General features: G+C 53.4%; 3 protein-coding genes. All 3 read right to left on the reverse strand.

The annotated features are described in order from the left end of the window. Positions 1-105 precede the first annotated feature (105 nt). Genes QZV31_RS04500 through QZV31_RS04510 form a run of 3 tightly spaced genes read right to left on the reverse strand, consistent with a single transcriptional unit; the run spans position 106 to position 23,655 of the window. Entirely contained in the window at positions 106-4,443 is a 4,338-nt protein-coding gene (locus tag QZV31_RS04500; protein WP_295358554.1) for a hypothetical protein, read from the reverse strand. A 17-nt stretch (positions 4,444-4,460) separates the two neighbouring features. Further along, on the reverse strand, positions 4,461-5,180 hold the full coding sequence (locus QZV31_RS04505; RefSeq protein ID WP_295358556.1) for a hypothetical protein: 720 nt from the start codon (positions 5,178-5,180) through the stop codon (positions 4,461-4,463). After that, entirely contained in the window at positions 5,125-23,655 is an 18,531-nt protein-coding gene (locus tag QZV31_RS04510; protein ID WP_295358558.1) for a hypothetical protein, read from the reverse strand. The genes QZV31_RS04505 and QZV31_RS04510 overlap by 56 nt, the downstream gene beginning before the upstream one ends. Positions 23,656-23,772 lie beyond the last annotated feature (117 nt).

Raw genomic sequence — 23,772 nt, forward strand, 5'->3', positions numbered from 1 at the left:
TCAATTACTCTTTGATAAACGCAAACGCCCATACCCCGTTTCCAGGGTATGGGCGTTATTCGGTTCATTTCTTCTTTTTTTACTACCTGTTGTTACTTCTTAACGTTACAGTAATTGACCAGCGGATGCATTATGCTTCCGAATGTCGTCATCTACGGATTCTATGCCAAAGAGCATCTTCTCACGCAGGGCTTCGCCGGGCTTCGTAAACCATGTACGGTCAAAGGTGTACTGTCCATGTTCATTGGTCAGCCGCTCCCGCATCATGTCCACTACGCTGAGGTTATCTCCGTACAGCTTGCCGTAATGCCTGCCGGCATCAATCAAAACGGCTCCCCGTGTCCTGACTTTTCCATTCGTATAAAGCTGGAAGGACCGCTGTTTGCTGTTTGCCCTGCCCAGATTGTTCCAGAAGACCAGCTGTTCCCCGTCCCGGGTCGGAATGCGTCCGTAGATGGCCAGATCCGTCAGATCGTTTTCAAGATGGATCTTGTCCGTTGTAAACACATCGTCTATGGAAAGGTCTCCTTCGTCTACATGGACATTTCCGCGGTTGGCCCAGAGGTACGGCATATGTGTACCGTTCGCGGAGCTGAGGTGTTCAACGGTAAAATCACCGCTGATCAGCTTCTGGTTGCCTGCCCCCATCGCCGACAGCTGCAGTACCGAGTTGCCGCCCTTGGCGCGTATCGTACCAATCTGGATGTAGTTACCCGTCAGTTCCACATCGAGACCGGCGCCGCCGCTTGCTTCCGCCAATACCGTATTGACACGGGATGCTTCCGTGTTGTTTTCCATCCGCAGCACCACGGCCTTTCCTTCCGCCAGGTTCAGGAAGAGGTCCCCATTGGTCAGCGACACATGGGTCGTACCGCCGGAAACAATGTTACTGTCACGTCCAAATACTGAACCCGAGCCATTGATCGTAATGGTCGTATTGCCCACAACGTTGACATCCCGATTCAGGAAAACATCTCCTTCTTTGGATACCTGAATATCCAGATTCTTCGCAAAGATGTCTTTACCTACGACAACGCTGCCCTTCTCCGTCTTCATGAACACAGTCTCTTTCACAGTGATGTCGTCGGCCATAGCAATGTCGCCCGTACCCCGGGTCTCCGCCGTCAGGTTCCGGCCTGCGGTTACACGGTCAGTAATCAACAGGTCGCCGTTGGTCATAATCAGGCTCGCGTCCTGACCTGCAGCCAGCTTACCGTTCAGGTCAAAGATGATGTTCTGGCCGTCCTCGTCTGCCACATATTCTTTGTTGGCGGCATGTACGGTAATATCACCGACTGTCGTGGAAGTCTTGCCATAAATCTCAATGACGCCGTCTCCCGCCGTCAGGTTCACATTCTTATACGCCGCTACCGTCTTTACGTCCTTGCCGTTGTCGCCAATCAGTATATACCCTTTCTTCGACAGGATATCTACACTGCCCTGCGTCGATTCAACCTTCTTGCCTACCAGCACACGACCCTTGTTAATCGCCACAGAAATGTCGCCCTTGGCGGTAACCTCCTCGCCTACCAGGATGATGCCTTCGTAGTCGGTGTCCGCAGATCCTTTGTCCACAGTCATGTTGATATTCCCGCCGGCGGTAACCGTCTCACCTATCAGGATATTGCCACTGTTTACAGTCATGTTTACATCCTTGCCTGTGGTAATCTTTTTGCCTATGGTAATATCGCCCGTACCAGTCTTCGCGGTAACAGTACCGGTTACGTCAACATCCTGCTCAAAGCTCACATCGCCTTCATTTTCTACCGTCACGGTCAGGTTCTGTTTGGCCAGGGTATTGCCTGTTACGTCAATACTGCCGTTATAGGTATGGATGTTTAGGTCGCGGCCCGATTCCAGCTTGCCGTCCTGGGTGATTATGACATTCCGTTCAGCTACATCGTTCCCGTCCTTTTCCAACGCTACTACAGTAATATCTCCGTCCAGGGTCTCTGTCTTGCCGTTCACGGTGATTTCGCCGTCCGCCACAAACAGGTCGATATCATTCTTTGCCAGAATAGCATTAGCATTGTCTGTTTTCACTTCGCCAACCTTGATCTTGCCTTGTGCAACCCCTACAGCCACGCTTCCTTCCGTAGAGGTAATGGAAGTCTTAACCGTTACGTTACCCGTCTCAACGGCAATCGTAACGTCGCCGGCAGCCTTCACCTTGCCGGTTCCGTCTTTTTCGCCTACCGTCACATTGCCCGTGCCCACGGTCATGGTTACATCCTTGCCGGCAGTTACGTCTTCGCCTACAGTAATGTCGCCCTTAACGGTCTGCATCGCTATACTGCCCTTCTCGGTCTTTACAGTATGACCTATCGTAATATCGCCTTCTTCTGTCTTCATGGACAGGCTGTTCTGCACCGTCAGGGATTCTCCAAGGGTAATGTTACCCCTTCCTTCCGTCTGCGCATGGAACGTGCCTTTTGCCGTCACGTTTTTCGTCACCACCAGATCGCCGTTCTTGGCAACCAGATACGCGTCATTGCCCGATTCCAGTTTTCCGTTGTTACCAAAGACGATGTTCTGTTCCGCCCCGTTCGGGTCATACGTTGCATTAGCAGCTTTCACCCTGATGTCGCCTTCTACGGTAGACGTCTTACCGTCAATCGTAATCTGGCCGTTTTCCGTCTCCATCGTCACATTCCCTTTAGCTTTTACGGTATCTTCTGCTTCCGGATCGTTGCCGATATGGATATTGCCACTGACCATCTTCACAGTAACGTTTCCATTTTGAGATTCTACGGATTTTTCAATGTTTACGGCACCGTTGGTAACCGCAACGCTCACATCATTCTTTGCAATTACGCTGCCGCTTCCGTTGCTGCCTACCGTAACTTTACCGGACGTAACGGTCATGTTCACTTCGTTGCTTGCAGTTACATCGGCGCCTACCGAAGCCTCACCTGACTTCATGTCCATATTGACATCATGACCGGCAGTTACATTTGCGCCCACGGTAATGTTGCCCTCAGCAAGAGTCTTCAGATTTACATCGTTGCGAGCGTCTACATTGGCGCCTACCGTAATGTTGCCAGTAGTTACTGTTGCATCCACATTCTTGCCAGCTTCGATGTTTTGCTTCACGTCGATGCTGCCGTCTTCGACTTCCAATTTAACATCTTCGACAGCCTTCACGTTACCGCCTACCGTTACATTGCCTTTGGTAACCGTTGCATCCACGTTTTTGCCTGCTTTGATGCTGTCATCAATGTTGATTTTCCCTTCACCGGTCTTCAGCGTTACATTGCCGTCTTTTACATTGCCGTCTTGGGATTCTACGGATTTCTTAACGTTTACGTCGCCTTTCGTAACAGTAACGTTCACATCGTTCGTTGCAAGTACGCTTCCCTTGCCGTTGTAACCTACCGTAACGTCGCCCTCACCCATGGTCATGTTAACTTCGTTGGCAGCTTTTACATTGGCTCCTACATTGATTTCACCTTTCTTCACTGTCATGTTCACATCGGCGCCAGCCTCTACGTCAGCTCCTATCTTAATGTTGCCCTCAGTGATAGTCTGCATATTCACGTTTTTGCTTGCGGTTACATTCTTACCTACGTCGATATAACCCGTACCGGTGGTCAGGTTAACCGTGCCGGCCTTGATTTCATTACCTACCTCAATGTTACCCTTCTGGGTCGTCATGGTCATTTCGTTGTTCACATTAACATCGTTGCCCAACGAAATATTGCCCTCTCCGATAGTTCCCACTTTAAGGTTACGGCCCGCTTTGACATCATCGGTCACAACCAGATCGCCGTTCTTTATAGACATCTTCACGTCCTGGGCTGCCACAATCTGGCCATTCGCATCAAATACAACGCTCTTGTTGCCTGTATTATATGCAGCGTGCTCAACTGTTACATTCACATCGCCGGTTTCCGTTGCGGTCTTGCCAAGGATGGTAATCGTACCGTTCTTGGATGTCAGGTTCACATCCTTGTATGCCGATATGGTATCTGCGTCTTTGTTGTCGCCAATCTTAATGTTGCCATTGTTTGCCGTCACGTCCACATCGCCGGTCTGGGATTTCACGGTCTTATCTACAGCAATATCGCCGCTGTTCACAGTCAGGGCCACTCCCACCTGGATGTTACCCGTACCTTTTACGGTCATGTTAACATTCTGGCCTGCGGTGATGTCTTCCCCAATCGTAATATTGCCGTCATTGGTCGTTGCGGTCACGTTACCCGTTACGTCCACATTCCGCTCAAAGGTTACATTACCAACATTTTCGATTGTTACGGTCAGATCCTCTTTAGCCAGGGTATTGCCTGTTACGTCAATACTGCCGTTCGATGTATGCAATGTCAGGTCGCGGCCCGAATCCAGCATACCGTTATGGGTGATCTCAATACTTCCTGTGCCTTTCTTTTCCTTATCCAGCGCTTCTACAGTAATATCGCCATTTTGGGTCTTGGTCGTACCGTTCACAGTGATGGCGCCATCCGTTACGTTCTGATGGCGCCATCCGTTACGTTCAGGTTGATATTCTCCTTCGCCAGAATTGCGTTTGATGTAGGAACTTCGCCAACCTTGATGTTACCGGTCTGCGCAGTGATGTCCACGCTGCCTCCGGTAGAAGTAATGGATGTCTTCACCGTTGTGCCATTCTTTTCCAGTGTACCGTCATTCTTTGTGCTGATGACAACATCGCCGACAGCCCGGATATTGCCGGTACCGTCAGTTTCGCCAATGGTAACGCTGCCGGACTTCGTTACATCCAGCTTCACCTTGCCGCCCGCGGTTACGTCTTCGCCGACTTCGATGTGGCCCGTTCCCACCTGCATGTTGGCATTTTGGCCTGCGTTTACATTGGCCCCTATCTTGACATTGCCGGTATCCACAGTCATGCTTACATCCTTGCCTGTGGTGATCGTTTTACCTATGGTAATATTACCCGTGCCCGTCTTCGCAACCACGTTGCCGGTTACATCCACATTCCGCTCAAAGGTTACATTACCAACATTTTCGATTGTTACGGTCAGATCCTCTTTGGCCAGGGTATTGCCCGTTACGTCAATACTTCCGTTCGATGTATGCAGGGTCAGGTCTCGCCCCGAATCCAGCTTACCATTCTGGGTGATTACGATGTTCCCTGTGCCTTTCTTTTCCTTATCCAGCGCTTCTACAGTAATATCGCCATTTTGGGTCTTGGTCGTACCGTTCACAGTGATGGCGCCATCCGTTACGTTCCTTCGCCAGGATCGCCTTTGATGTATCCACTTCACCAACATAGATATTGCCTTGCTCTGCTTTTACGGATACGCTGTCGCCGGTAGAAGTAATCGATGTCTTCACCGTTGTGCCGCCGTTCTTCGTTGCAATGTCCACAGCTCCGGCAGCGGTAATCTTGCCGGTTCCGTCCGCTTCGCCGACGATAACGTTACCACTCGTCGTTACGTCCAGTTTCACCTTCCCGCCTGCGGTTACGTCTTCGCCTACCAGAATGTCGCCAGTGCCCGCAGTCATGGTTACATCCTGACCTGTGGTGATCGTTTTACCTATGGTAATATTACCCGTGCCTGTCTTCGCAACCACGTTGCCGGTCACGTCCACATTCCGTTCAAAGTTTACATCGCCTACATTATCTACCGTCACGGTCAGGTTCTGTTTGGCCAGGGTATCATCCGTTACGTTGATACCGCCGTTAGAGGTATGCAGGGTCAGGTCGAGACCCGAATCCAGCTTACCGTCATGGGTGATCACGATATTCTTGGCAGCTGTGCCGTTCGTCGCGTCATCCAGCGCTTCTACCGTGATACTGCCTTCCTGGGTCTTGGTGGTACCGTTCACGGTAATAGTGCCGTCCGCTACCTTCAGGTTGATATCGTTCTTGGCCAGGATGGCGTTTTCGGTCTTCACTTCGCCAACCTTGATATTGCCGTGGTCCAGATCCATGGATACGCTGCCGCCGGTGGAGGTGATGGATGTCTTGACGGTGGCGTCGCCATTCTTCGTTTCAATCTGCACATCACCGCCGGCAACAATCTTGCCGGTGCCGTCATCCTTACCCACGACGACTTTACCGTTTTCCGTCTTCATGGACATATCGTTTACAACGGCGATATCTTTGTCGACCAGAATATCGCCTTGCTCCCGCGTTTCAAAATTGAAGTCGTGTCCCGCGGTTATCTTATCCGTCATGTGGATGTCGCCGTTCACCACGATCACGGTAGCGTCATTGCCGGCCTTCACCTCGCCGTAATGGTCGATGATAATGTTCTGACCGGCTTCGCCCGCTACATAGGTCTCGTTTCCGGCCAATAAGGTAGCGTCCCCCGTCTCCGCGGAGGTCTTGCCGGAAACTGTAATTTTGCCTTTTTCCGCCAGCAGGCTTACATCCTTGTAGGCCGAAACCGTCTTCACATCCGGGCCATTGTTGCCGATGAGGATATCCCCATCCCCGGAGGAAATTTCAATGCTGCCTTTTTCAGCCGTTACGGTCTTCACGATTCCGACGGATCCTTTGTCTGTCCGGATGGAAACATTTCCGTTCTTGGACAGGATATCGCCATCGTTCCCCGATTTCGTATCGCCTACGACGATATTGCCATCCTGAGTGGAAATCGCAACGTCTTTCCCGGCGGTAATGTCCTGGCCTACCAGGATATCGCCGTTTTTGGTCTGCAGCGATACCGTTCCCTCGGTCGAGTTGATGGCTTTCCCGATGGAGATGTTGCCTTCGTCTGTGGAAATACTCAGATCATTCGTAACATTTACATCTCTGTCAAAAATGACGCTGCCCTTCTCTTTAATTGTGGCATTAATGCCTTTCCGGGCCTGAATATCGTCCGTAATATGGATGTCGCCGTTCCGGCCGTTCAAGTTGATGCCTCCGCCGGAGATCAGTTTGCCGTCATCACGAATGATGAAGTTTCCGTTAGCCGTTCCCTCTTCATACTTATCCTTTCCGGCTGTCATGGTGATATCGCCGGTTTCCGTGATTGTCTTGCCCAGAATATAGATGGTGCCCGGGTCGGTTTCAATGGTTACATTCTTTTTCGCCGATACCGTCATATCATCCTTCACGTTATCGGTGCCGATGAAAATATCCCCTTTTTCCGTTTTTAACGATACGCTTCCATTCTCGGACGCAACAGACTTGGTAATGACGACGCTGCCTTCACCGGAAATATCCGCAACAACGTCCCCGGCTATGGCAGTAACGTTGCCTTCCAACCCGATATTTCCATTCCCATTCACAGCAAAATGAACCTTGTTATCCGCCGTAAGCGCAGTTAGTTTGCCCACAGCCGAGCTGTCTGTTACTTCGATATTATTCGGCAAAGCACCAATGTAGATACCGCTGTTTTCCTTCAGAGAAGCGGGTTTCAAAGCCTGCATATCGATATCATGTCCCGCATGGATCGTTGCGCCAACATAATAAACCCCTTCTCCCACTGTCACGCGGACATCGTTTCCTGCAACCATGTTTCTGCCGAGACCGAAAAACGCCCCGTCTGCTGCTTCAATCACAATATCCTGCGCCGCATTGGCGTTCCCAAGCAGGCCCACATCCTGACTGGATTTAAGAATCAGGGATCCCTGGGCTCCATTCCCGCCCAGAACCTGAACCTCTCTGTTTTCATCGTCAGGATGCCATATCAGAAGGCCCAGGCCTCCGTCCGGGTGGATATTGGTAAACTCCGCATCCCCCCGGACACTTGCGCCTAAACCTGCCGTGAAGATCTTGTCTTCTCCGCCGGCATAGTTGGATACAGCTTTGACACTGCCATCAATCAGCGAGCTGCCTTCCAGGGCGTCAGCCAGGAAGTACCCAAAGGTATTATTCGTACTTTCCATGGACACTCCTTTTCCGCTGTATGTCTCCACCACCGGCGTATCGATCTTCACGTCCGCCGCTTCCTGAATGGCGCCGCCCGCATGAACCATCAGTTCATTATATGTTCCCTCCAGAAGTACAGGATTATTAGGATCCAGTTTTTCGGGTTCTTTATTCCCGGTGGAAATATCGCCATTGATGGAAACATCTCCGCTGATAGACGTAAGTTTCACGTCGTTAGCCGCTGCAATCTTGCGATTATTCTGCAGGCTTCCGTCAGATTTCAGCGAAATATCGCCTTTAGCGTCCGTTCCATTGCCCTTCGCCTGAAGTTCCGAGCTGACCTGGAGCACGCCTTTGGCTTTTTTGTTTTCTACTGTAATATTGCCGTTGATCACGGGCTGGATGGAAAGTTCCAGCTTGTCCGCGCTGTCCAGTACCAAAACGCTGCCCTGGATGGCCGCATTCCCGTTTGCGCCTTGCACTGCAAGAACGCTGAACTGGTTACCCGCACCCTGCAAATCCACACTCTTAGCGCTGACGGCAGTCACCTTTTGCGCCCGGATACCCGCCGTTGCGTTCTGGGTAATGCCCGCACTTGCCGAAGTCAGCGCCACATTCTTCCCTGCGGTGAGAGTCGTATTCGCTCCCTGCGTCAGGTTACCCTTCGCTGTCAGGTCAATGTTGTCTGTAGCGGTAAGATTCCCCTTGTTGGTCAGCGTACCGTTAGCGCGGAGGTTTTCGACAGAGATATCCCCTGTCACATTCCGGTTGACCGCAACGGTCAACGCACCGGCATTGTCCTTAATGCGAACACTGCCGTCAATGGCCGGTTTTTCTCCCTTGTCAGTCGTGATACCGTCCACAGTGATGTTATTGAATTGATTATTCGTATTTTCCAACAGCAGGGATTTGCCGTTGAAGGTCTGGACCGTATCAGCGGTAATGACGCCCTTGTCTGTCTGGGTGATATTCCCGCTGACCGCTTTCAGCGTCAGCGTCTTCTTCGCATTCTGCAGATCGCCCACTGTTACCGTACCGTCCAGCGTCAGACTGGATGCAGCGGAAAGCGTCGCATTGCCGCCGGTCTTGACGGAACCTTTCACCGCCTCTTTCTCAACCATACCGGCGCTGTTCTTTTCTTCTTCCCGTCCCACGGACAGCTTATCATCGCTTTCCGCGACGAATTCACCCTTGGTATCGATATTCCCAAGCACCAGGGTTCCGTTATGGACGCCCCGGATATACGCGGATCCCGCTTCGATGTTCACCGGGGCGCGGTCATTCAGGATGCGGATCGCATTGCCCGCTTCGCCCACAATGCCGGTGGTCTTGTTCGTATCGAACACCAGCTTCTTGCCGGCCTGGATGTAGGATTCCGCAATCCCCGAATTGGCGCTGCTCATCTTGAAGCCCTTTTCGCTTGTAACGGAAATCGTGTTTCCTGCGAACATGGCGCCCAAACGGAGATAATCGTTATTGTTCATGTTTTTAATGAACACATCTTTGTCGGCCCGGGCCTCTGTCAGATCCCCGGTCAGGGAAACGGTCAGCGGCTTATTCTCTTCGCCGATGCTCTCCTTGCCGCCGGCCAGAGTCAGGTTGTTAGCCCTGATATTGGTAGTATTTACATTCGTTGCATTGTAGATGCCCTTTTCCGAATACAGGCGCACATTGCCCTTTGCGCTGTTATTCGTGGCGTTAATCGTTCCCACCTTGATGGCGGAATGCTCTGTCGCATCCTTACGGCCCGCCACGGAGACGTTGCCGCCGGCCTCCACGTTCAGCGTACCGGTTGCCCTGATGCCCAACGGCAGATTGCCCTTGATCTCGAAGGCTAGCAAATTGTTGTTGGCATCCCGTACAGCAGTAACATCGGAAGCATCCACATTCATGAGCTTCTTCATGTTTTCAATCTGCTTGTTTCCGGTCAGGTCCTCCACGGAAATCCTTGTGGTCGTGTCAGAAAGACTGCCCACGCCGCCCTTAGCAGCTTTCAGCGTAATATTCTTACCCAGCACATTGGCGGCCCCTTTCGTCTGGGCGCTGCTGCCGCTGGCTTTGTTCACCAGCGCATCGCTGACAGCGTATAGCATCATGTCTTTTGTCCACTCAAAGGTAGGATGCGCCGCTTTGGCTACCAAATCCTTATAGGTGACGTCATTCGCCAGATATGCATTTGCGTCGGCATATTGGGAATATTTATAGGCGGCAGTGTCTTTCAGATAGGCATCCGCCGTTGCGTAATTGGCGTACTGGGAATACTTCTCCGCTTTCTCCGAATAGGATAAGAAATCCTTGTCCCCATTGTCTGCCAGTGTTCTGCATTGCGCTGGGGTAAGCTTGTCGTACTTCGCCTTATCGATCAGGTAGACGCGATATTCCGCGGAAGCATAGATTCCCTTTACCACCGTCTGCCGGTCGTCGTATTCTGCTTTCCATTCAGCCTGGGTCTTTCCGCCATTGGCGACATCATACGCCGCTTCCACATTGGCCTTGTATTCGTCGCGGCTCTTCTCCAGACCCTCTATGTAAGCCCCCTTGTAGGTATAGTTCCCCTTGGCATCCTTTTCGCCGTCGATTACTCCGGCATCAATCCAGCGATGTACCATTTCGTCTACGCTGTCTAAGGAACCTGATTTGTCATCGCGTTGAAGTCCGTCAATGAAGCCACCGTTTGTAATGGTCAGCGTCACGTCCCCTTCTTTAGATTCAATTTTACCCACGCGCATATCGCCGCCAGCAGCCGCCTCCGTCAGGTAGATGCTGCCCTTGGCGCCGGCGTTGACCTGTGCGCCGTAGCGATCCGTGGAATAGACCAGATCCGAGCCTGCAATGTTGACAGCCTGACCTGCAGAACCAATGCCGCCTTCCTTGCTGGTCAGGTTGATGCCCCGGCCTTCTACGGTAGTACCGCTGCCCGACTGGGTGATATTGCCTGCTGCATTCAGGGTCACATCCCCCAAAGCCGCGTCATTCTTGAATCCAACGTTTCCGTCCTGGCTCTTAAGCGCCACGATTGTCACGTTCCCGCGAAGGGACTGATTCTCCAGTATGCCGCCGACAGCGGTGACGTCGATATCCCCATTGCCGGTAGAAACGGCGCTGAGTTTGATGTTGTCCGTCACCGAAGTGACTTTGCCGTTAGCGTCTTTAACCGCCGTGCCCACAGAAGCGAGATGGATATTCTTAATATCGTTTTTCGCCGTCAGGTTCACGATTTCGCTCTTCAGGGTAGTGTTATCAAACTGGGTAATGCCCCCCGCTTTGGAGCTGATATTCAGCGTAGCCTCATTATGAGAGTTCGCCACATTGCCCGTCAGGTTGATACTGCCGCCTGCAGTATTCTTGCTTTCGATGTTGATGCTGCCCTTTTCTGCGCCAATCAACCCGATGGTGATGGGCTGGGATGCGTTCAAGGTGTAGTTGAAGAGTTGAATGGTTTTTGTTCCGGTTTTCCAACGATCTCTGGTATGTTTGAACCAGCCCAGGAAACCGCTACGCCATTCTTCGTGCGATCTCTCTAAAATCTCCGAACTCAGGACACGAGCACTCCCATCCAATTGCAGTTTGCCGCTTGCTAAATTGTTGCTTCCCTGCGAAATAACGGCACCTTCGGGCAGCTGTAATCTCGCTGCCTCGTTTTTTTCAATGGGTGCTTTCGTCTTTGCCATCTCTTTAAGCTGAGTTTCATTCACTGTCTCAATTGCGCCCCACAAACCCTTTCGCACATAGTGCTCAAACGTTTGGTTTGTCTCAACGCTATTGCCGCTAATCCAGCTGTAGGACTGTCCGCCCTTGACAGTATAGCTCATAGTTTTTGTGGTGGAAAGATCATTGTCCGATTTCTGCGCCCCATCATATGGATCGACCCATTCCGGGTGCTTCTTCAAATTGGCCAAATAAGTGGAATAGTCAGTAATGGTGCGCGTCTGCCCCTTCTTGTACTCGGTCCAGGTGTTCTTGGCCGTGTCGGCGATGGTGATGCTACCCACGCGCTGGTTGTTGAGGACGTTGCCCATGTTCATATCCAAAGCGGTGTTATTGACCACAGAGATTTCCGCCGCACCGTCCGCAGCCAGAATCTTACCCTGGCCGGTGCTGGCAATCATGCCCGTCAGATAGACCTTACCGCCTGCGGTTTCGATATCCTCCACCACTAACTTTTCCGTGGAGGGATCCCAATAAACCTGCGGAACATAGTCAAACACTTTGTCCGTAGCGTTCCACTTGGCGCCGCCGTCGTTGACTTTGTACATGGTGCGGTTCTGAACAACAACCGATTTCGATGCGGGCCGTGTCTTCGCCGCAGCAAGCTGCGCATCGGTCACCTCGGCGTTGTAGCTCTTGTAGCCGCTCTGAATGAGGCCGTTCACATTGATGTTAGAAGCGGACACGTAGACATCCCGTCCGGCGATATAGCCCGTAGCCATCTGAGAGGAATCGGTTCGAGAATAGTTCTCGGTTTTGCTCTTTGATTCCGTACTCGTGTCGCTCAGACCAAGAGCCTTTTTCATGTTAGCAGCCTGTGTTGCCAGGTACTTTTCCGGATCGCCGTTTATGTTGACAATGCCCTCCTTGTAATCCTGGGCAATGGTGCCATTGGCTGCAACAAGGGTTACCGTGTTCCCCTCCACGCCGGTAGGACGAGCCGTCGTCCCGCTGCTGATACGAATATCTCCACTGGCATTATTAATGGTCACATTGCCGTGGAAGTTGCTAATCTTACCGTTTACCTCCACATCGGTAATGGCGGTATATTTAAATTTTCCATCACTTATATCTTTTTTGTACTGCGTCTTTTCTGCGTTCGTCAAATCACTGTTGTCAATCTCCTGTTCCAGCTTCGACGTCAACTTTATGGTACTCGTCTTGCCCCCGCTAAAGGTTTTTGTGTTCAGCACCTGCAGTCCGGCTGCTGTGCTTTCGGTTGTACCATTAATTTTACTAAACGCTGCGCCATTTGTTTGGACATTAAATTTGTTGATTTCCGCATTCCCCTTCTCCGGACCCGGAGGAATAACGTTATCTATATTATAGATAATTTGACCGCCTTTTTCGCCCATGAGAATGTTGTTCAGCTTCAGATAGGCGTCTGATTCGTTCGTAATGGTAATGGATGGAGCGGAGTTGGCCTCCAGTATCCCCGTGCCGGTAAAGTCACTGGCCTGCACGTTGATATTTCCGCCACTGGCAGCGATGTCCGGAATTTCCACATAGTAAACGGGACAATTGGAATCGTTACTCAGTCCCATATCGCTCATTTTATTCTGGATTCTGGTACGCTCGGCGATATAGGCCGCCATTTTGGTTTCGTCTCCTTCATAAGCGGCAATCAATTTTTTCAGTTCCGTAAGCCGTGCGTTCAGGGTATTGGCATAGTCAAAGGTTCCCTGGGTAATACCGTTCTTCACTCTCAGGTTGGCCTTAGATTCCGCTAACTCGTCAGGAATCTCGACAGACAGGCCCTCCGCCACGCTGCCTTTAATGGTCACATTGATGGGATCGGCATTACCTGCAATCAGGGCGCCGGTTACGTTGACAGTACTCGTTTTTGGCATAGCCTCTTCTGTCGAGACCGCATTAGAGGACAGGAATTTCTTGTTGATTTCTTTGCCACCGTTCACCCATGCCCACTTGCTCTCGTCCGTAACTACATTTTCCTTGCCGCCGCTGGCAATGACATTGATATCCTTCGTGGAGCGGACGGTACCGCTTACAGCCACCATGCCGTCGTCCGCGCCGATAGCTTTGTCGTCGCCATCTTTGTTATAGCGCACCGTGGGGGAAGAAACTGGAATAGCGGTATAGTTATAGACGCCCGCCTTGAGGTCAACGTTCAAATTAGAGAGAACGCCGTCGTCGTCGGCGCCGGCATAAAGGCCCACATTGCTGCTGCTTTCAATGTTTCCCGCCACATCCACCTCGCTCGTCCGGTTCATGGTGGTAAGGTTCTTGGAAACCATAACACCGGCCACGCCTCCTACTGTAGCCTCGGCATGGGATTTTAATTTATGTTCGTCATAGGCGGCGAGGATAATATCTTCCGTGGAGGCCGACTTTTCGTTGCTGAGAATTGCACCGCTATTTACGTTCACCCTATTATTGATGGTGAGTATGTTCTCAGTTACCGCATCCACAACGCCTACTGCGCCGCCGCCCTTGGCCGACGCATGGTTCGTCAGGTCGTTCTGGGAGGCCGCGATAAACTCCTGCAGCTTGTTAGTGGTAATCTTCGCGTTTTTGCCAATAGTAACCGTACCGTTTTCCGTAATATCCAGCAAGCTGCGCAGACGGTTGCCGGAAATGACGCCGCCGAAATGATCCTGCAGTGTGTAGGTCTGCGCATCTTTGTTCCCTTTGTTGTCCACATCGTCATAAGCTCCGGTGGTAACGGAATTTCCCGTACCCACATGAACCCGGTCGGCGGTAATTTCTGTGCCGTCCGCCACCGTAGCATTGGCGGTAGTCTTAATGGTGTTGTCCACACTGGTGCCGCCCACGCCGATGACGCCGCCGTGCCCTTCCTTGGCGGTGAGGCGCGTTTCGTCCTTCTGGGCCGCCACAACATAGACTTCCCCTGTGGTCTCCCACTTGCCGACGAGGGTGCTGCTTACGTTATTGGTGGATTTGTTATCTACATGGGCGCCCACGTAGCCCACCAGTCCGCCGCCGCCTGCGTCGGCCAAGGCTTTGCCCGTATTCTCGCCATAGGTCGCAACTTGCAGCTTAGACAGCTTATTCGTCATATCAGCTTTCCCCGTAAGGGTGCTTTCCAGCGTTTCCTTGCCGTAGATGTCCGCACTGGAATTGCCCACAGCCACGCCGCCTGCAGTGACGTCATAAATATACGCCTTGCGGTCCACATAGGACTCGTTGTCCAAAATGAGGCTGGTATTCTCGCCAAAAGTGCTGTTCGCTACATTGACCTTGCCCGTGGCGTCGGTGGTCAGCGTAACCAGATCCGGGGCCACCGCCCCGACGGAGATATTGTGCCCCTTCACGTTGCCTTCGATAGTGCGGCCATTGGCATTTCCGAGCATGGAAGTGAATTCCACCGTCTTGGCGTTGAACGCGCCGCCTGCCACATCGACCTCTGCGCCCATGTCCATGACGCCCTTGCCCCGCATCCGGCTGACGCCCAGAACCGAGACAGCCACATTGCCCGCGCTGAGTTTCGCCGTGGTATCGTTGGCAGCGCCCAGATGGAAGGAATTGGCAGTGAATGTGCCGTTCGTCCCGGTAATTTTGGCCGTGGCGTTCCCCTTGACGATCTTTCCGCTGTCCTTGTCCTTCTCCCCGTCCTCGATGGTGGCATGGTTCACCGCCACATTGATGCCGCCGACGCCCACGCCCTGAGTATGGGCTTCCAGTGCGTTGGCTTTCTTCGCGTCAATGGCCACGTTCCCGGTGGCGGAGATGTCATTCTTCCCATCCAGCGTTACGCCCACATTGCTGTAATTTTCCACGCTGGCAAAGGTGGTGGTGACGTTCAGAGCCGCCACGCCCACGCTGAGGATATCGGACCGGTGCTTGCTTTCGTCTTTTGCGCTGACGGTCACATTCCCGGTGCTGTTGATGGTACTGTTCGTGATATCAATATCCGCCGCGCCCCTGTTGACGATACCGGCATAGCCTACGCCCACGCTGGCAAGCGCGCCTACGGTGACTGCAGTCACTTTCACACTGGAGCCATCTTTTGCCTGGGTCTGCAGGGCATTGATATTGACATTCTTGGCCGTGACAGTGGCTTTGTTCATGGTCACGTCCGTGTCGTAGTTCGTATGGATAATGGCGTCCGTAACATTGATGGACGCAGCTCCGGCCGCAGTGACGCCCACATTTTTCGCGTAAATGTCGCTGGTCTCCTTCGCCGTTACATTTACATTATTCCCGGCCTTCAGAATAGTGCTGCTGACTTCCGTATGGATGCCCATCTTCCGGGTATCAGGCGTACCCTCGTCGTATGTGGGCGTAGCAAGGCTGACGGTCGTATTCTTTGCCGCTTTGAGGTCGTCCTTTTCCGCGCTCTTCAAACCGTAGAACTTTGCGTCGCTGTCGCCAAGGAGGCCGTTCGCTTCGTTTACGCCGCTTACATGTACTTTATTCCCCTTGTCGTCCTTCGTGTCATACCCGTTCAGATGCTTTTTGATCTCATTTTGGGTGTCCGCGCTGACGCTCGTGGGATTGTTGTTTTCATCTTTGGCATTGGAAAGCTGGGCATCCGTGATGCCCTTGTTGATGGAGGTAACGGCTACGTTCACGCCTACGCCGATGCCGCCGGCTCCCACGCCCGTCACCTGGCTGTCAAAGTTGCGCGTTTCTTCCGCTTTCACGTCGATATTATTTGACGCAGTGACAGTACCGCCTGTTACATGGGCGCTGACGCTGCTGTTGATGTTATGCAGGGTCACGGCTACCCCGACGCCGCCTACGCCGCCGGCTCCCACGCCGCCGGTGCCATGCGCTGTCAGCCTGTCCGTTGCGTTAACATTGACATTGTAGGCTTTCAGATCGCTATTGGTCACTAGAGCCGCAGTCTCGCCGGTGGTGTTGAAGATGCCCACGTTGGCAGCCAGTCCCGCGCCGATACCGGCGCCCAGGCTGGCGGTGACCAGGGTGTTCTTCCAGTTGTTCTCGTTCTTCGCCAGGACCGAAATATCCTTTCCGCTCCCGGTGCTCTTTGCCTGCAGAGAGCTGTCCGCCACTTCCGCCTTTACAGTGGTTGTATTGTCCATAACAGACACGCCGGCCCCTGCCGACACCGCGATCATGCCGGCAGCCAAAGATGCCGAGATGTTCTGCGTATGGCTGTTGCCAAGGTGCTCCGCCTTGATCTCCGCCTTACCGTCAAAGACAGCGTTCACTTTGTCCAGTTTCGCGTTGATGGTACCTGTGTACTTATGGCGCATAATGCTGTCGCCGGAAGCAATCCCTATTTTAGCGCCCGAGGCAGCCGCCGCGAAGGACAGGGCGGAAGATCCGTGCTTGGCCGTGGCGTCCACGGTCAGGTTTTTGGCGTACACATTCTTTTTCGCTTTAGCGGAAGTGGAGGAAATCTCCGCCTCCGTCGTCCGGTCATAGGTCTCCCAGTTGGCGGACACGCCAAAAGAAACTCCCAGCGCCGCCCCGGCGCCCACAGCGGGCGTTCCGGTGAAGGAACCGAAGTTGGTATAGTCTACGGCATTTACATTTATATTGGAATAACTGCCAGAGGAATTGAGATGCGTATCCTTGATTTTGGCGGTAGTTTGCCCTTCAATGGTATTGAGGTTCACCGTACCCGAGAGGTTGACCCCCACGGTGCTGGATGCTGCCACGCCGCCGGAAGAAAGCTGGGATATGATAGTATGGGCAGCAGAGCTGTCCACTACGATGCCGGTCTTCGATTCCTCAGTGCGGCTGGAGCTGAGCCCGTCTCTCGCCACGGCAACATTCAGCTGTTCCGCTTTGAAAATCTTGTCGTCCTTCGGCCTCGAAACCTTAACAGAACCCGAATCCGCAGCCGAAACAGAGCCGCCGCTCACAAGCGCATTGGTACTGCCGGTGATCTTGTTGGTGGAGGCTGCCGCCCCCAGCGCCGCCCTGGTGTTGGCGCCAATGTTAAAGCCGCCGGCAAAGTTATAGAGGCGGTCGTCGCTCTGGGCCACCACGCCTACGCTGCCGTTCGCTTTTAGATTCTGGTTTTTGATGATAGCGTCCACATCGTTGCCGATGTAGTTGTGGCTTCCGGATCCTGCGGCGGTCACAAACTCGCCTACGGATACAGTAGCCCCTACCCCTACAGAATGGATATCCCCGTCGCCGGTGGCCCGAACCTGGGTAAAGCCCGCATTGACCGCGGTGGTCTTCCCGTTATCCGTCGCCATTTCCGCTTTGGTATCCTGATCCATGCGGTTGATGGCGATGCCCACAGTCCCCGTCACCTTGCCGGTGATGGAGATATTGCCCACGGCGCCCACGGTATTGATCTTGCTCTTGGTATCCGCCGTAACATTGATGGCCGGATGATTGCCCGCATGTTCTTTATCCGCGTTGATACTCGTATTGTCCAGGAAAGCCCGGCTGTCTTTGTAGTTATCCGAAACAGCAGCCGCGCCCTGGAAATTGAAGTAGTTCTTGCCCCATCCCACGCCGATGCCGGCGCCCACAGTTGTGATGCGGGATCTCTCCAGTTCCTTCTTGTCATTGATCCGGCCGTCCTTAGCGGCAACTGTAATCGTGCCGTTTTTGGTAGTGGTAACGTCCGCGTGGTTGATCTCCGCGCGAAGTCTCTCCTTGTTGCCCGAGGAACCAATGGCAGAATAAGCCACGGCGCCGCCGATGCCCACTTTTTTGCCGCCAACGGAAATACCGCCCGCCACGGTGGTCTTTTTCGTCAGTTCCTCAGCCGTGACGGAAAGCGACTGCAGGTCATCCAGCGTAGTGTTTGTCCCGTCCTTCTTGCCGTCGATGACGCTTTCCGTGTTGCTGACGCCCCGGTTGATAGCCACGGTTCCCACGGCACCCGCAAAGGATTGGCTGATATTCACGTCCACGCCGCCTGCCACGGCCAGCGCCTTGCTCAGGTTCGTAGTGGCGAGGTTGACAGAGGCCACATCGGACAGGACAATGGTATTGCCCGTCAGATAGGTCCCCGTGGTGTTGTTGAGGGAGTTATAGGCAAGGGACAGGCCCATGGCCATGCCCTTTCCTCCCGCCACCTCTCCGGCGATATTGATGATGGATCCGGTGGTTTGCGCCTGTTCGCTGATATTTTTCCCTGCAATGGTGTTGTTTTCAAAGGTAACTTTGGTATCGTTCTTCAGGTCGTTCCAGCTGCCGGAACCGGCCCCGTTGAAAGACTTGCCTCCAACGGCAACACCCGCGCCCACGGAAACGATGAGGGAGTCGCTGACCGCCTCGCCGTTCACGGTGTCCGCAGCTATAGTGGAGTCTTTGATATCCGTCGCGATGTCGTTCTTCACATAGTTGTAGGAAATGCCCGCGCCTGCACCGGCATTACCGTTCCAGCCTCCGCCCATGGCGGCGGTGATGGTGATACTATGATTCTGGCCCAGTTCGTCTTTGGCGTCGTTCTCATCGCCTGCGGCATCGCCGGCAGCAGCGCCGGCATCGGTATTCGAGGCATCATCGTTGAGAGAGGATGTTACATTACTGCTCTTATCGAGATAACTCGACCCCGTGGTGTCGAATCCTTCGTCTTTCAGGGTTTTCTCGTTCGTTTTCTGTGTCTCTGCCTCTTTGTCCAGGGCGTCATTCGCCTGTTTCTTCAGGTCTGTCTTTATCTGTTGCTTTGTCCCGCTGTTAAGCTGGGTGTAGTTATGTTTGGTATCGATTTTGTTGGGATTGCTGTCAATGCTTTTATCAATATTGTTATCAACCTTCGTTTTCTCTTCGTTGAGTTGCGTATTGGTCGTAATGACAGGGACTTCTCCTGCCTTGACATTCACTGCGCTGCCATCGAGGCCCGTTACGGTGGCGCCGGAAATATAGGCATGGGTATTGTTCTTCACGCTGCCGTAAGCAAAAGCGCCTTCGAAGCCGTAGCTTCCTTTGGTCCCTGCCAGCGCGCCGTTGATCTGGGTGGTACCCTTCTGGGCCTCCACATCTACCGAGGAAAGGACCGTATAGTTTCCGCCGATGATAGCACTGGACAGGTTGTTTTCCAGATTGCTGATAGCCACGGCGCCGCCCACGCCCACGCTGGTGTTTGCGCCGCTTCCTTTTGTCCCCGCAAGACCGCCCGCAATCTGGAAGTCAGTGTTGGTGGCCTGATTGGAAACCGAAGCTCCCATTACATCATCATTAATCATCAGGGCATGAACATCCTGTTTGGCCCGATTGTAATATACAACCCCGGCGCCGTTGACATTCGTGCCGTCGCCGTCGCCGGTGCTGGTTCCCATGCCCGCCGCTACTTCGATGCCGATCTTAGTTGCTGAGTTCGAGACCATCAACGCCATCGGAAGGTCTGCATTTCGTATCAGGGAATCCACATCCCGTTTGGAGCTGTTCATGGCGAAGGTGCCGCCAATGCCCACCTTGGTTCCGGAGCCGCCCTCTTCCAGCTTATTCTTGACGCCCGTTCCGCCAATGGTGATGGAGCCGAGGAAATCCGTCGCGGAAAGGGAAACCGCAGCCACAGGCGCAGGCTCCTCCGCCGTTCCGCTATTCACCGTCACGTTATCCAGTACGGCGTCCGTCCTGCCACCCAGGAAAGTGAGGGCTGCACTGCCCGCGATGCCGATGGAAGCGCCTGCGTTTGTAGGCGTAACCTCAGTGGGATTTGATGACGTTGCATCCGGATTGGCCGCCTGACTGGCTTCACGCCCTGCTCCCGATGCGTTGGGGGCGCCGCTCTCATTCTGGGACGTCACATTGTCTTCTTCCAGGTTTTGCGTAGTAGTCCCGGCCTCATTGGCTCCTTCCCTGCCCTGTTCGGTCCACTGGGTCCAGTTATCGGAATTCTGGTTTCCGTTTGCATTATTATTATTGCCTTCTTCAGAGTTATTCTCCTTAGGGACAGCGTTGGCGTTGGCCTTGGCATCATTCTGGATCATGCCTGTAGTGACAGCCGTGCCGACCAGCCCGCCCGTGGTGATACTGCCCTTCGTGCCGGCGGCCGTTTTCGACCCCAGTTTCCCGGCAAGGGTACTCCCGGCCACATCCCGCGCCAGTTTCGCATCCCCATAGATCTTCTGAGCGGCCTTCTCCTCGTCCGTGGTATTGCCGGAGGGCGCACTGATTCCACTGCCATTGTCTGCGACCATGGCAATGCTGTTCACATCATAATTGACAATTCCCACGCCGATGCCAAATGCTTTGGCGCCTGCGTTTCCATTCGATTCGGTGCGGGCGGAATTTTCCACGTTGGTAGAGTTCATGGAACTGAGAGTGGCAAATCCGGCACTGATGGCTGCTTCATCATCCAGGGACACGATGCTGTTGCTGTCCCCGAAGCTGAGCGCTACCATGCCCGAAACACCGACAGAATTCCCCTTGCCGGCATTCTGAACGCTGTTCTTCAGGTCCATCTCGTTGTTTGCCGAGGCTTCCAGGGACTCCGTTCCCGTAAGCTGCACGCCTTTCCCGGCCATGACCAGGCTGTTGCCGCGGATGTTCTGGATGCCTACCGAGGCCCCGATGCCTACTTTGGTTTCCGATTCGTTGGCGCCGTAGGTGCCCTCCGCACCGGTGACAGCATCAGAAGACAGTGTTACGGCAGAACCTTCCACCTTGCTCTTCTGTCCCAAAAGCACAACCGCGTTGTTCTTCAGGGTGTTGACGCCCACGGAACCGGACAGCGCAAACGTAGAGGGTGTCTCTTCCTCCGATGTACCCTCGGCGCTTACAGTGTAAGACAGGACGCTGGTTTTTTCTTCGGTCTCGGTTTCAGTACCAGTACCGGTCCCCGTTCCGGCTCCAGTGTTTTGATTGCTTCCTGTCCCCGTTCCGGTGCCGGTGGTTCCTCCATCCTTTTCAGGGGGCGCCGGGTATTTTCCCATGCCGGACGCTGCGCTCAGAGATACCTTATCGCCTTTGATCTGGGCTGAATGAGTCCCATCGGTATCCAGCAGTAACGTAGCGTTGTTCTTCACATTGCTGACCAGAACGGCAGCGCCGATTTCCACTTTGGCATTGCCCAGCGTATTCTTCACAGTAAATTGCAGGGCGTCTTCCTTCGCAGTGGAAGCCGTCATCAGGGTTTTAGCCGATACGTTGACAGAACCGTCCGGCCCGTTCGCCACCGGTGCAGCCGTAATAACGGCATTCTTTCCAATGGTAACATTGGTGTCGTTTTTGTTGGAAACGACACCTACGCTGGCGCCCAAGCCAAAAGCGGATGTTTGTTGTGCGTTGTTTCCGCCCGCATTGGTGCCCGTAACCCTGTCTGTGACATTCTGGATGCCGGTCCGGGAGTCCCGGGTTTGCGCGTCCTGGGTGTTATTGCTGGTGTCTGCAGAGGCATCTCCGATTACCCGGGTGGGATCGACGGACCTTTGTTCGCTGCCTGCTGCACCGCCGTCAGTCTGCTGCCCTTCGCCTGACTGCTGCGAATCATCGGCAGCAGGGGCAGTGCTGTTGCCGCCAGTATTTGCTGAAGACGACCCTATCGTGTTGTCCACCGTCAGCTTCAGACCGGTATAGTTGTTTTCCGCGTTGATGTCCACCGCGCCCGCCGTAATGGAACGATCAAGAATCACATCGGCGCTGGTGTCATAGTTGACTACGCCTACCGTAGAAGCCACGGCACTGGTAGCCCCGGCAGCGCCCACATTCACGTCGATGTCGCTGCCCGTAGTACTTCCAACGGATACCTTGCCATTGGCTGCAGTCAGGGCCGTCGCGCCCTCCTTCGCCGTCACTTTCGCCTTGGTGTCTCCGGCCAGAATCGCCACGCCCGCCGCAACGGCATTACCTTCCCCGGTACCAGCAGTAGCGGAAAGAGATACTTTCGTGTCCGCGTTGGCTGCTATCTTAATGCCGTTGCCCTCTGTATCCGCTCCCTTGGCGGTCAGGTTGCCGTCGATGACAACGTCTGCTGTGTTGGTAACGCGGGCAACCGTTACGGTTGCCACCACCTTGGAGTTACTTACCGGCCGGCCGTTGCTGTCCGTCGCGCCTGTGCTTTTAGGCACGGCAATGGACTGTTCAATTTCCACCTTGGAGGTGGCAGCTATGTCAATATTTTTACCTGTAATGGTACTGTTTTGTCCGATTTTGACAGACGACTTGTTCTTCTTGACTGAATAATTGGTCAGGAGAGACTGATTCGCTGCAGCTTCTTTGCCCGCCAGCTTGTTGACGACGCCATCCAGTATTGTTTTGTCCTCTCCCAGAATCTTGTCCTTCAGGATAGCACTCGTCAGGGTCATGGGAGTGCTGTCTTCGTAGGTGCTGGTGCTTTCTGCCGTGAGCTTTACCGCCCCGTCGCTGCCGGAGATAGTAACGTTCTTCCCAACGTTGACAGCAGCGGAAAGATCCGTAGAGCGTTCACTCAAATGGATAATATTGGCCTCAGTCTTATCCTGGCCGTTTTGGCCTTTCGTAACTTTGGTGTCCTTAACTTCCGATGACTGCTTCGCCGCCAGGATAATGTCTCCGCCGGATCCCTCGACCTTGGTCAATGTCCCTAAGCCCGCATCTGTCCCGCCTTGGATTTTAACCAAATTCGTAAAATCTAAATTCTTCGTGCTCTGAATCTTAGCGCCGTCTTTGATGTTGATGATGCCCGCGCCCAGCATGACGCCGCTGTGGGTGTTGATCTGCCCGCTGATGTCAATTGCTTTATCGTTGGCATAAGCCCCGTCCCTGATCGTGTTAACAGCATTCAAAGTAATGTCAGTAGCAGGATTGGCAGAGTTATATAACTTGTCAAAATTCGTTTGCGTCGGCACGATACCCGTGAACGACCCCGCATTGATGATACCTTTCGCCCCTACTGCAATCCCGTTGGGGCTTAAAAAGATGAGGTGCCCGTCAATGGCTCCGCCTTTCACGGCATTGACAATACCGTTGATGGTGACTTTGCTGTTCACCAGATTGGCAAGGGTCGCTGCATTACCGAATTTGAGGTTGGCAATCTGGTCTTGCGGCAAATTGAATTCTTTGAACCGGTTGTAGGCAAAATTGCCGTTGCTCCCTTCCGGATCGATGTTGTAGACATTCCCGTTCGGAGCAATCGCCGGTCCCGTTCCCTCTTTCCTGACAATGGCCGCCTCGCCCACGCTGAAAGGCATGGCAAGAATCCCTGCCGCCATGGTCAGGGATGCGAGAATCCTGCGCAGTTCCAGCTGTTTGGTTTTGGAACGTGACGGTTTGCGCCCTCTCTTATTGCTGTTATATACATATGCCATCGTAGTTACCTGCTTTCTGTGTTATCCTTTTCTATCCGTTCATCCTTTTTACACTTACAAAGGACTTTTTCGCTTTCAATGGGGGAAGCTGCCCCTGCCGGAGAACCTCTCCTGCGG

Origin of the sequence: uncultured Succiniclasticum sp., from assembly GCF_902793885.1 — a bacterium.
Lineage (GTDB): Bacteria > Bacillota > Negativicutes > Acidaminococcales > Acidaminococcaceae > Succiniclasticum.